Annotated in this window: 13 protein-coding genes; 9 read left to right on the top strand and 4 right to left on the bottom strand. The window is 43.8% G+C overall.

Annotation, left to right across the window (positions count from 1 at the left end):
* Positions 1 to 19 precede the first annotated feature (19 nt).
* The gene (locus EPX21_RS04105; RefSeq protein WP_134088396.1) at positions 20 to 247 is read left to right on the top strand and encodes a DUF6814 family protein; all 228 of its coding nucleotides are present in this window, start codon (positions 20 to 22) and stop codon (positions 245 to 247) included.
* Between the two features lie 28 nt (positions 248 to 275).
* On the opposite strand, the gene EPX21_RS22585 is transcribed toward EPX21_RS04105, so the two are convergent.
* Positions 276 to 476, bottom strand: a complete 201-nt coding sequence (locus EPX21_RS22585; protein ID WP_166670672.1) for a hypothetical protein — start codon at positions 474 to 476, stop codon at positions 276 to 278.
* Here EPX21_RS22585 and EPX21_RS04110 point away from each other — a divergent pair.
* The 7 genes from EPX21_RS04110 (at position 469) to lpxB (ending at position 8395) form a co-directional block, all read left to right on the top strand.
* On the top strand, positions 469 to 3207 hold the full coding sequence (locus EPX21_RS04110) for a sensor histidine kinase (protein WP_166670673.1): 2739 nt from the start codon (positions 469 to 471) through the stop codon (positions 3205 to 3207). The genes EPX21_RS22585 and EPX21_RS04110 overlap by 8 nt on opposite strands.
* 13 nt (positions 3208 to 3220) lie before the next feature.
* The gene (locus tag EPX21_RS04115; RefSeq protein ID WP_134088398.1) at positions 3221 to 3583 is read left to right on the top strand and encodes a response regulator transcription factor; all 363 of its coding nucleotides are present in this window, start codon (positions 3221 to 3223) and stop codon (positions 3581 to 3583) included.
* 84 nt (positions 3584 to 3667) lie between these two features.
* On the top strand, positions 3668 to 5590 hold the full coding sequence (acs, locus tag EPX21_RS04120; RefSeq protein ID WP_134088399.1) for an acetate--CoA ligase: 1923 nt from the start codon (positions 3668 to 3670) through the stop codon (positions 5588 to 5590).
* Between the two features lie 115 nt (positions 5591 to 5705).
* Complete coding sequence (locus tag EPX21_RS04125; RefSeq protein ID WP_134088400.1) at positions 5706 to 5891, top strand: CsbD family protein; 186 nt, start codon at positions 5706 to 5708, stop codon at positions 5889 to 5891.
* A 193-nt stretch (positions 5892 to 6084) separates the two neighbouring features.
* Positions 6085 to 6855 carry a 5'/3'-nucleotidase SurE gene (surE, locus tag EPX21_RS04130; protein WP_134088401.1) on the top strand — a complete coding sequence of 257 codons (771 nt, stop codon included), beginning with the start codon at positions 6085 to 6087 and terminating at the stop codon, positions 6853 to 6855.
* A gap of 126 nt (positions 6856 to 6981) precedes the next feature.
* A complete protein-coding gene (locus EPX21_RS04135) occupies positions 6982 to 7248 on the top strand; it encodes a hypothetical protein (protein ID WP_134088402.1) in 267 nt (88 codons plus the stop codon).
* Positions 7249 to 7279: 31 nt separating this feature from the next.
* Positions 7280 to 8395 (top strand): lipid-A-disaccharide synthase, encoded by a 1116-nt coding sequence (lpxB, locus tag EPX21_RS04140; protein ID WP_134088403.1) that lies wholly within the window; start codon positions 7280 to 7282, stop codon positions 8393 to 8395.
* A gap of 87 nt (positions 8396 to 8482) precedes the next feature.
* Here lpxB and EPX21_RS04145 read toward each other — a convergent pair whose 3' ends face one another.
* Entirely contained in the window at positions 8483 to 10570 is a 2088-nt protein-coding gene (locus EPX21_RS04145) for a TonB-dependent receptor (RefSeq protein ID WP_134088404.1), read from the bottom strand.
* Between the two features lie 82 nt (positions 10571 to 10652).
* On the opposite strand from EPX21_RS04145, the gene EPX21_RS04150 reads away from it, so the two are divergent.
* A complete protein-coding gene (locus tag EPX21_RS04150) occupies positions 10653 to 11477 on the top strand; it encodes a hypothetical protein (protein ID WP_134088405.1) in 825 nt (274 codons plus the stop codon).
* Here the strand turns inward: EPX21_RS04150 and EPX21_RS23025 are convergent.
* Positions 11474 to 11674: a hypothetical protein gene (locus tag EPX21_RS23025; protein WP_240768503.1), complete on the bottom strand. Its 201-nt coding sequence runs from the start codon at positions 11672 to 11674 to the stop codon at positions 11474 to 11476. The two genes, EPX21_RS04150 and EPX21_RS23025, sit on opposite strands and share 4 nt — an antisense overlap.
* Positions 11675 to 11976: 302 nt before the next feature.
* Complete coding sequence (locus EPX21_RS04160) at positions 11977 to 12351, bottom strand: GreA/GreB family elongation factor (RefSeq protein WP_134088407.1); 375 nt, start codon at positions 12349 to 12351, stop codon at positions 11977 to 11979.
* Positions 12352 to 12575: the final 224 nt, after the last annotated feature.

Consider the following 12575-nt stretch of genomic DNA (forward strand, 5'->3'; position numbering starts at 1 on the left):
CTCTCATCAAGAGAATTATATGGAAGCTTTAAAAAGAATTTTAGGGATTGTATGGATGCTATTGGGCCTCGCGGCAGGTTATTACTTGCTGGTAAGTCAGGCTATTCCCCAATTTCAAAGTGATAATCCGGACGACTTGGTCCCTGCGATTATCTACACCTTTATTCTGGCGCCCTTGATAACTGGAGGCCTGATTATATTTGGGTATTATGCGTTAATCGGCGAGTATAGTGAAGACCGCATGTAAAACGAATGGATAAGCAGAAACGAAAGAATTACCAGTTGGTACTTATCTCGTTCATCGGGATATTGTTGTTCAATTTTCCTTTATTGTCAGGGATAAGTGCCAACACGTTGTTTTTCGGCTTACCTTCTCTGTATGCGTATATTTTTGTTTGCTGGTTTGTCGTCGTTTTTATGATTTGGATGGTTTTAAAATAGTATTGGTTGATAGTTATGACAGGTTGGATGATCATAGGTATTTCTTTCTCCTATCTGTTGTTACTGTTCGGTATTGCTCATTGGGCCGAGAAACATAAAAAACGCTACCTAAATTTTTTCCATAGTCCGTATATATATGCATTGTCTTTAGCGGTTTATTGTTCGGCTTGGACTTTCTATGGCAGTATTGGGAGAGTCGATACGGATGGACTGGATTTTCTCACAACCTATTTAGGTCCGGTGATTGCAGCACCTTTGTTTGGGATTGTTTTGAAGAAAATGATCCGGATTTCAAAAACCCAGGGAATCAGCACCGTTGCCGATTTCATTTCTGCACGATATGGCAAAAGCTCTTTTTTGGGGGTGTTGGTCAGCGTCATTTCCCTATTAGGGGTCATACCCTACATTTCGTTGCAGATAAAAGCGATTGCCAGCAGCTTATCTATTGTGCTTTCTGATTATGCCCTTATTGGAAGCACGGCGTACATTCCCCTTTACATCACTATTTTTTTGGCCGTTTTTGTGCTGATTTACGGCAATCGGCACATTGATTCTACGCGGCAACACATCGGGATGGTTACCGCCGTAGCTTTCGAATCAATCGTCAAATTAATGGCATTTCTAACAGCGGGAATTTTTATTTGCTATGGCCTGTTTAACGGACTGGACGATATTTTTTCCAGGGGAATTGATTTGCCTGTTTACCCGCAGCTGACTGCTTTGTCTAAGGATAATAGTTATATCAATTGGTTTTCCATGACTGTGCTGGCCTTTTTTGCCGTATTACTGCTGCCAAGGCAATTTCAGCTTGGGGTAGTAGAGAATATTCACGAAAAGCAGGTGGACAAAGCCATGTGGATTTTTCCGATTTATTTATTGATTATTAACTTTTTTGTACTGCCGATTGCACTAGCTGGCTTTTTGTATTTCGATGGGCAATCCTATGATGCCGATTACACCCTGCTTTTACTACCGTTGAAAGCCTCGCAGCCCTGGATCGTTATATTGGTTTACTTAGGCGGCTTCTCTGCAGCTACCGGAATGATCATCGTAGAAACTACGGCGCTCGCCGTGATGCTCTCCAATAATATATTGATGCCACTTGTCGTGGCCATCAAACCACTGAAACGCTTCGTGCTGAAAAATGCACAAGATCGACTGCGCTCTATTCGGAAATTTTCCATTGTTTTGATACTGATATTGGCTTATGGTTATTACCGTTCCATAGCCCACAGTTTTAAACTCAGTGAATTGGGACACATTTCGTTTGTCGCCATCATCCAGTTTGCACCCTCATTATTAATCGGCATGTTTTGGAAAGATGCTACAAAAATAGGAGCAAAAGTTGGATTGATTGTAGGTTTTCTGGTTTGGTTTTACACTTTGATCGTGCCGTCACTGGTCGAGATTAACAGGCTACCGCAGCAAATTGTGGAGGAAGGCATCTTCGGTTTGAGCTTTTTAAAACCTGCTTCTCTATTTGGTTTGACGACACTAGACACTATCCCACATGCGGTTTTTTGGAGTATGACGTTAAACTTGCTGTCCTTCATTGCCGTGTCTGTCTATACTAAGAAGGATGCGTTGGAAACGATTCAGGCAGAGCTTTTTGTAGAGGTATTTAAATATTATCCGACCTTTGTCCGGGGAACAGAAAGCAAAGGAGCAGACGATCCGCTTATGATCGACAAAGGTGCGGAAACGGAGGCTTTGTACAGTGAGAGGGGACCGCTGAGTACTTTGTTGGAGACCTTTTTCGGCAAGGCCGAAACAGTTAAACTTTTTAAGGAGTTTCAGCAACAGCATTCCGACAACCTGGCTCCCTTGGGCAACCGATCCTTTTATTACTTCGTTGAACAACGCCTTTCCGGTATTATCGGATCTGCTTCCGCCAAAGTCATGATGGCCTCACTTGGTAGCGATCATCATATTGACTTACAAGAGGTGGTGGAAATGGTGCGGGAATCGCAGCAGTTGATTTCACTAAATAAAGAGTTGACTGAAACCACCGCGCAGCTCAAGCGTGCCACAGAGGCACTCGCTGCCGCCAACCAGCAGTTACAGGAAGCCGACGAAAGAAAGAACGAATTTCTGTATACGATTACCCATGAATTAAGAACTCCGCTCACGTCGATACGAGCTTTTGCAGAAATATTATACGATCATCCCGATTTGGACGACGAACAACGGAGGGAGTTTCTACAGGCTATGACTTCTGAAATCGAACGGCTCAGTAGGTTGATTACGGAGGTGCTTGATCTAGAACGTTTGGATATCATCAAAGAAGGTCTTAATTTGCAACCGTTAAGGGTGGATGCATTTATTTCGGAAAGTGTACGGGCCGTAAGCCAATTAAAAGCAGATCGTAATATCAAATTTGATGTAACCGTAGATCCCGCAATTGTGGAAGAAACAATGGCAGACATCGACCTATTAAAGCAGGTAATGATCAATTTACTGAGCAACGCGGTCAAATTCTGCGATCAGCAAAGCGGGCATATAGGCGTAAACGTTTGGCAAGAATCGGCAAAAATAGTTTTTGAGGTGACTGATAACGGAGCCGGTATTGAAGAAGAACTGTACGATAAAGTGTTTGAGAAATTCTTTCAGGCGACGCAGGCGAATCAGGGCAATGCCCATGTGGGTAGCGGTTTGGGCTTGGCCATCAGTAAAAAGATTGTGGAAAGGCACGGAGGGCGCATATGGGTAGCAGCAAGTGGCAAGGCGGCAACGAGCTTTCGATTTTATATCCCCTTATCCAATTAAAGGTGCACTTGATATGAAAAAGGTATTAATAGTAGATGACGATTCCAATATTGTTCTGTCCCTCGACTTTCTATTGAGGAAGGCAGGGTATACCGTGTTGATTGCGCGCGACGGGGAAGAGGCGATTGAGAGTATAGAAACACATCAGCCTTTACTGGTCGTTCTGGACATCAGAATGCCTAAAGTGGATGGTTTTGGTGTGGTTCAATATCTAAAATCAAAACCATTGTTTAAACAAATAAAGATCATTATCTTGTCGGCAAAGGGGAGAGATGCAGATATTGAGCGTGCTGCCAGCTTGGGGGTTGATCAGTATATGTTAAAGCCATTTTCTACCCGTACATTATTAGCTAATATTCAACTACTTCTTGCTTAGTTGTTTAAGGTGCGGGGGTGATTTAAGCACGGTGTAGAATAACAGTATATCAATAAATTAACAACATATAAACACAACAACATTATGAGTCTTTTAAGAGTCAAATCATTTGAAGATTATAAGGAAGTTTATAAAAAAAGTGTAGAACGACCAGAAGAGTTCTGGGCCGGTATAGCTGAAACCTTTAAATGGAAGAAACCTTGGGATAAGGTGCTGAGCTGGAATTTTAAGGATCCGGATGTAAAGTGGTTTGAAGGCGGAAAGTTGAATATCACCGAAAACTGCCTAGATAGGCACATTGCAGAGTTAGGCGACAAGCCGGCTATCATCTGGGAACCCAATGATCCAAACGAAAACTATCGTGTTTTAAGCTATAAGCAATTATTATTCAACGTGGAGCAGTTTGCCAATGTATTAAAAAACAACGGCATTGAGAAGGGAGATAGGGTCTGTATTTACCTGCCAATGGTGCCCGAGTTGGCGATAGCAGTGCTAGCTTGTGCCCGCGTTGGAGCCATTCACTCGGTAGTATTTGGTGGGTTTTCTGCTCAATCGATTGCTGATCGGATCAACGATGCGCAGTGCAAGTTAGTGATTACAGCGGATGGCAGCTTTAGAGGTACGAAAGTCATCGAATTAAAAGATATTGTAGATGATGCGTTGGGACAATGTAAATCGGTTGAAAAGGTAATTGTTTTGACCCGCACTCGCACGGCGGTTTCTATGATCAAGGGAAGAGATGTATGGTGGGAAGATGAGATTAAAAAGGTAGAAACACAAGGCAACCCGCACTTCCCGGCCGAAGAGATGGATTCGGAGGATGTGCTGTTTATATTATATACATCCGGCTCTACAGGTAGTCCGAAAGGAGTCGTTCATACCTGTGGTGGATACATGGTTTATACCGGATACACATTTGCCAACACCTTTCAATACGAACGGGGAGATGTCTACTTCTGTACAGCCGATATCGGTTGGATTACCGGCCATTCCTACATCCTTTATGGCCCCTTGTCGCAAGGCGCAACTTCCTTGATGTTTGAAGGGATTCCAACTTATCCGGATGCTGGAAGACTTTGGGATATCGTAGAAAAGTACAAGGTCAACATTGTGTACACAGCGCCTACAGCTATCCGTTCGTTAATGGGGTTTGGTGACGATTACGTAAAAGACAAAGACTTAAGCACCATCAAAACTTTAGGGTCTGTTGGGGAGCCAATTAATGAGGAGGCTTGGAAGTGGTTTGATGAGAAAATCGGACATGGGAAGGCTCCTATTGTCGATACCTATTGGCAAACAGAAACGGGCGGTTTTATTATCAGTCCGATTGCCGGAATTACACCGACGATTCCAGGTTATGCGATGTTCCCGCAACCGGGAATCCAATTAGCCTTGATGGATGAGAACGGAAAGGAAATCGAAGGAAATGGGGTAAGCGGTAACCTGTGTGTTAAGTTTCCTTGGCCAGGTATGTTGAGAACGACTTATGGCGATCACGAGCGTTGCCGGAAGACTTATTTTGCCACCTACGAAAATATGTATTTTACCGGTGACGGTTGTTTAAGAGATAAGGACGGTTATTATCGTATCACCGGTCGGGTGGACGATGTGCTAAATGTTTCGGGACACCGTATAGGAACCGCCGAAGTGGAGGATGCCATAAACCGTCATAGCGATGTAGTGGAGTCGGCAGTGGTCGGCTATCCGCATGCGATCAAAGGACAAGGCATTTATGCTTTTGTGGTGGCCGGGGAGCATTTAAAGGATGCGGACTTGATGCGTGGCGACATCAACAAAACCGTTTCCCGCATTATAGGTGCTATCGCAAAGCCCGAGAAAATCCAATTCGTAAGCGGTTTGCCGAAAACAAGATCGGGAAAGATTATGAGACGTATTCTTCGTAAAATCGCCGAGGGTGATACTTCTAATCTTGGCGACACTACGACCCTGTTAGATCCGGAAGTGGTAGAAGAAATTAAAAAGGGCGCGGAAGCCTTGCGCGGTTAACAGATTCGCAGTAGACCCGCTCCGATTTCTTTACTTTTTTCGCCAAACAATCGCTCTTTACCGTTGTTTAATTAATAAACGAACAAGATTGTTTACCTATTAAAAACGAGTTAAAATGAGCAATTTGAAGTTAAAAGGAATGTGGAACGAAGTAAAAGGTAAGGCAAAACAAAGTTACGCCGATTTAACGGACGATGATTTGATGTACGAGGAGGGAAAGGAAGATGAATTAATCGGTCGCTTGCAGAAAAAGACCGGAAAAACAAGAGACGAAGTTGTCGATTGGTTAAACAGCCTTTAAACATTTCCACCAATAGATTATTAAAGGGAGAACGGTGTTCAACATCGTTCTCCCTTTTTATTTGCTGCTTCAGAGCAGACGGATTCGCACTTGAAATTCGCGCTTGAAAGCATCGATGCCGTTCTCGACTGATCGGTTCTTCCTTATTAAAAACCCGTGCTTATTATAGACGCGGTTTTAGTATCTTCGCAACATGACAAAGCAAAAACCCACCATTCTCGTTGTAAACGATGATGGAATCACCGCTCCCGGTATTAAAGTACTCATGGAGGAGATGCAAACTTTGGGAAAAGTAACGGTCGTTGCCCCGGAAAGTCCGCAGTCAGGCATGGGACATGCAATAACCATTGGTAAACCGCTTCGGGTTGACCCCGTAAATATTTATCCGAATGTAGAAATGTATCGATGTTCCGGCACGCCGGTAGACTGCGTGAAGCTGGCTGTTAATAAGATTTTTAAGGGGAGGAAGCCCGACCTTTGTGTGTCAGGGATAAATCATGGTTTGAATAACTCGATTAATGTATTGTATAGCGGCACCATGTCGGCCGCTGTTGAAGGCGCTATAGAAGGGATTCCCTCCGTTGGATTTTCTTATGATGATCATACATTCGAAGCTGATTTTGAAAACTGTCGACCTTATGTACGGGAGATTGCAAGCCAGGTTTTGAAAAACGGACTGCAGCTTGGAACCTTGTTGAACGTAAATTTTCCGCAAGGGCAGATAAAAGGGATCAAGGTGTGTCGACAGGCGGACGCAAAATGGGCAGAAGAGTTTGACGAGCGGATAGATCCTTACCATCGCCCATATTACTGGCTAACCGGTAAATTTGTGTCAAACGATCGAGGCGAAGATACCGATGTGTGGGCGCTCAGTCATGATTTCGTGTCGCTGGTGCCTGTTCAATTCGATATGACTGCGCATCATGCGATCCCACAATTGAATTCCTGGTCATTTGATGTGTAACTTGTTCGGTTATAAGTTTTAGGTATTAGTTAGGTTTTAAGTGTGGGCTAATAATAGGAGCGCTGCGCTGATGAATGGGAAGCAAAAGCCCATGCCGCTAAGGCAAAGTTTGCTAGCTGATTGTATATGTTAAAGAAAAATAGTCTATTACTCGGTGTTTTATTAGGTGCTGTTGCTCCGTTAATTGCTTTTTTATTTACGGAATTTACTTCCTTGGGGCATCGATTTGCGGACAAGCCGCTTACTTTGTATGCAATTGGCGGTGCTGTTAACCTGCTATTGGTGAGGTATTATTATAAACAGCAAGCATCGCGTACCGGCGGAGGTATTATGGGGATAACTTTTGTGGGGCTCATCCTATTGTTGTATTTTAAAGGCGGTGTAAGCGCTTAGATGAAGGCGAAGTCTTTAGGATTGAATGTCTATGAAATATTATGTTATTGCAGGAGAAAGCTCCGGTGATTTACACGGCGCTCGTTTAATAGAGGAGCTGCGAAAACGGCAGGGTGCCGATGCTCAATTTCGCATCGTTGGCGGCGATCGTATGGAACAGGCCTGCGGAGAGCGAGCGATGTTGCATGTACGCGACATGTCATTTATGGGCTTCATTGAAGTGTTGCTAAATATAAAAAGCATCGCTAAGAATTTACGAACTGTTAAAGAAGATCTGCTGGCTTATCGGCCAGACGTATTGATTCTGATCGATTTCCCGGGATTTAACTTGAAGATTGCATCCTTTGCGAAACACCATGATATTAAGGTTTTCTATTACATCTCTCCGAAAGTTTGGGCTTGGAATACGGGTAGGGTAAAAACGATTAAGCGCATTGTTGACCACCTGTTTTGCATCTTGCCTTTTGAGGTCGATTTTTATAAGCAGTGGGATATGAAAGTGGATTACGTGGGAAATCCTTTATTGGACGCCGTTGCATTACACCATTCAGACTCGACATTCAAAATAAGGCATGGTTTAGAAGGCAAAAAATTGATAGCGCTATTGCCGGGGAGCAGAAAGATGGAAATCAGTAAGCTACTGCCGGAGATGGTGAAGCTTGTTAATCTCTTTCCTGGACATCAGATGGTCATAGCGGGAGCCCCCAACTTTGATAAAGGGTATTACGATGCATATATAGGAGGCCACGACTTGCCAGTTATTTTTGATGAGACATATAATCTTTTGCAGCATTCGGAAGCCGCGGTTGTTGCAAGTGGAACGGCTACCTTGGAAACTGCCCTGTTGGATATTCCACAGGTGGTGGTATATAAGGCTAATCCCATCTCCATTGCCATAGGCAGAAGAGTGATAAAAGTAAAGTACATCTCCTTGGTTAATTTGATCATGGATGAAGAAGTAGTAAAAGAGCTTATCCAAGAGGACGCCAATTACCGTTACATAGCAAATGAATTGAATCTTTTGTTAAATGATGGGACTCATCGCTTGAAAATGTTAGCTGCCTACAAACGGTTAAGAGATGTCATGGGCAAGCCGGGCGCCTCAAAAAAAGTTGCTGAACTGATTGAAAGGTATTTGGCCAAATAAATCAGCAATCGGCCTGTTGCCAGCTGTCAATAGTCGTACAGATCCTTTTTGCTTCCTTTACGAGTTGTGCGAACGATAGCGCCCGAGCTAAATAAAGCAAGAAAGACCGAAGTAATAATTGCGTGGCATCGCTGCATTGTAATAACGACCGCCGAAGGCATTGATGTCATTGCCTAAGCTATAGGTCTCATTCAATAGGTTGTCGATCCCGCCGAATAGCTGTAGTGTCGTGGTTCTGAAAAGCCCTTTTTCCCAAGTGATTTTACCCTGTATTAGGTGGTATCGTTTTGCATAGGCTGTATTTGCATCGTTTAAGGGAATGGATGCGGTATAATTATGTTGCAGATACAGACCGATTTTTTTGGGGAAAAGTAGATGCATCCCGCTTACCAGAACCTCTCCCGGTACGCCGGTGAGTTTGTTTCCTGAATAGTCGTTATCGCTGTCGCGGTACCCAGCGAATCTAAAATGGCTCCAGGTGAGACTGCTTGAAAGACGCAGTCCGTTCACAAATCGATCTGTGCTAGGCTGTAAAATCCAGGCGTTGACAGCCGCTTCAAGTCCACGCTGCTTAACGCCTCCTGCGTTCGTGAAAAACTCTTCTCCGTTTTCATTACTGAGTCTGACAATAGCATCCTGCATGCGGTAAGTGAATGCGGAAATGTCCACCTGGATACGGTTTGTCGGACTTTGCCATCTGATGCCGGTTTCTTTGTTCCAACCGGTCTCGGGCTGCAGCTCAGTGTTAATGATTTTATCGGAGGACCTTACTTCGGCGGATGTAGGAGGAGAAAAGCCTCTGCCAACGGACGCGCGCCAACTGACTGTCGGTGTAATTAAATAGGAAGCCGCCAGTCGGGGCATCCACGTGGGATCAAAACCGACTGTTTGGAATTGATTAGTGGCCTCCGGAAAGAGACTCTTGTAAGCGTATTTGAAATAATTTAGACTGAGGGCCGCCTCAACGTTTAGTCGTTGTGCAAAATTGCCCGCGAGGCGAACGAAATAAAAGTGCTGGTAATTTTTAAGGGCATCTCCCGCTTGTTCACCTCCCTGCACGCCCTGATTATTGTCGAAGTTTAGGATATCTGCTTTCCCTTGCTGCCATTCTACTCCAGCGTCTGCTTGCCATGAAAACATGTTTTGACTTTGATGTGTGTAGGAGAGGTAAGAGCGCAAACCATAATTATGCTCGTATCTCTTTTCATAGTTCGTAATAAACGGATTTTTGAAGTCGGTGTAGGAACCGAAAATCGATAACACATGTTTCAGATTGGCGGTTAAGTTCGCCTCATGAACCAGTCCGCCCAAAAGGGTATTGTTGTAAATAGCGGCTTGTTGTTCCACTGCGCCCGGGTTAGGTCCCGCCGAAGGCCGCGCTTGTTTCGGGTTTTCAAGATATTGACTTTCTGTAAGTCCGCCCGGCGTTCTGTAGAACATACTTGAGTATAAACCGATAAACCGCAGCTCATTTTTATCGGTATACTTAAAGCGTTGGGCAGTTTGTATAAAATGTCGACGATTTGCGGTGTTTTCGCGGTAGCCATTTCCTTCCTGGTATGCGTAATCCAGTCCGATCTTATATTTATCACTGACTTTTTGGTTACCTGCGAGGTGGTGATGAAACAGGCCATAAGAGCCGAGGCTTTCCCTTAAACTCCAGCTTGCCGATTCATTGGTCTGCAATCCGTTAGGTGTCATGATGACCACTCCTCCCGAATTGGCACCATAGAGGCTGCCATCCGGGCCCTTTAAGATCGTCATGTTATAAATGGCGAAAGGGTCGATGGAATTCAAATACGTATTGCCGCTAGCGTCAGTGAGCGGAATCTCGTCCAGATAGATTTTTACATTCCGGACACCGAAGGGCGACCGCAGCAAGCTCCCTCTGATGGAAAGGCGGTAACTGCCGGGTGACCGCTCTTCCATCCGTACGCCCGGAATGGTGTTGAGAGCGGGTAGCAGGGTATTGCCTTGCTGTAAATTAAGGAGCTCTTTATCTATTAACCCTATGGAACTGGAAACTTCAAGATAGGGTTGGGTACGCAGGTAGGCCCGCACCGAAGCAGCCGGTAATTGCAACAAAGTGTCTGGTCTTGTTTCTTGTCCATAGGTCGTTGTAATGTATACTAGTTGAAAAGCTATGAGAAGGACCGCCAAAAAGTGAAGTTTCATTTTATATCCCATGGTATTTAAACTAAAGTAGTAAAAGGGAGTCAAATAAGCAATCAAATACTTGTTATTAAATCTTATATTTATGAATCGGCTTTTTTCTCTTTTAGCGTTAGTCTTTCTATTGTCTTCCTGTTCAACTTATTACGTCAGTAAGTTAAATAGCCCCGATCTTGGGAAAAATGAAGAAACCGGGGTGTTCACCTTTGAAAATGATTCGGTAAGAATAGCTTATAATTTTTTCGGAGAGGATGCGCCTGTCACAATTGATGTGTTTAATAAAATGGACGTGCCTCTCTACATCGATTGGCAGCGATCGGCCTTAATTGTAGGTGATCAGGCAACGAGCTATATGGGCGACAACCTCGTGATTAATGGGCGTACTTCTTCGAGTAATTACCGTACTGTTTATGATTGGCGGCAGTCAAGAGGTGAAGGAACCTTTGATGGAACGGCGACGATTCCAAGAGGACTTACCTTTGTGCCGCCGAAGGCTAAAGTGGAACAGACAAAACTGAAACTCGCTAATTTATTCTATGAAGGGATTGCCGATTCGAGCTATCAAAGTGCCGCATTGGCGACTACCGAAGGAACAGTGAAGAAGATCAAGGTGCGGGATTATAGCCAAGAGAACACACCGTTGGCATTCCGGAGCTACCTCACACTCTACGTGCAAGATAACACGGATAAGCCGCGGCCCATGATTTTTGAACAAAAGTTCTATGTAGATCAGATTACCAAGCTTACGATCGAACCGAATAATTTGCTAGGGTTCCGCAGTAAACGAGGCGATACTTTTTTCAATAAGGAAACGAAGGGCCAAGGTGCGGCGCTGGCTACAGTAGCCGTGGCCGTGGGCGCGTTGGGTTATGTGGCTGAAGAAAGCAGCCAGAGGGCCGATAAAAACTAGCCGTTGATTAAGGACTCATTTTTTACTAAAAGGATTTCTTCTTGTTTGATCAATAGGTAGCCATATTCATAACAAAAGTAATATCTGGTACCTTTAGCGGTGTCGAGCACATGTGTGTGGTGCTTAAAGTCGAATCCCATGTGAGAGAGGTCCGCTTTTAGGACCTTTTTCTTTCCGTCGGGATTGAGGTGCATCATAATATGCCTGTTTTTTTTCAGTATAGTGTTTATCCGGCGAATATAGTTTGGATCGTGCTTTTTCAACTTATTGTTGAAGTTACTTCGGCAGGCATCGTTGCAGAACTTTTTATCTGAACGACCAAATAAGGGCATGTTGCAATCACGGCAAAGACGTTCCATAAGCGATCGAGTTACTAAGAAACAAGAAGTCTCAAGTAATATACAAATTTAAGCAACGGGTAGTAAGCCAAGGAAAAGAATGAACAAACTGAACGTAGAGAACGTTTCCTCGGCTTCATCAATGCGGTGAATGCTTATCATTAACTGACGTCCAAGATGATATATTTTTTGATTCCCGCAGGCATTTTCCATGCTACTTGATCGCCTTCTTTAAATCCAATAAGGGCAGAACCCATGGGAGTCAACACGGATATTTTTTGCGCTTTTACATCTGCTAATTCAGGAGCCACGATACGGAAGGTCATTACACGTTGGTTGTCGAGATCTTGGATTTTGACAAGAGAATTTAGCTTTACGCGCTCTTTTTCAATGGTTTCTTTTTTCAAAACTTTAGCTCGCCCCAACTCGTAAGCGAGTGACATCATCTGCTTGGGGTCATTGGAAGGTCTTACATGTTTAATGAGGACGTTGTAATCTTCCTGTGTTAATACCACCTGATTTTTCAAATTTTCCATATTCTTATTATTGAAGGATGATAAAATAAATTGAATAAAAAACAGTTCTTCGCAAGGAAGAAGTTTTTTGATAAATGATAACTGATTTTTCCCCGGAACTGAGTGGGTCTGTAATGGAAGTCCCGGGTTTATATACTAAACTCTTTTGGGCACGAAAAACGATAGAAGCCGGTTTTACGACGATAAGGTGCGTCGTGGCGGCTTCCTTTTAATGTATATTGAAA

This window comes from Olivibacter sp. XZL3, assembly GCF_004368405.1.
Lineage (GTDB): Bacteria > Bacteroidota > Bacteroidia > Sphingobacteriales > Sphingobacteriaceae > Olivibacter.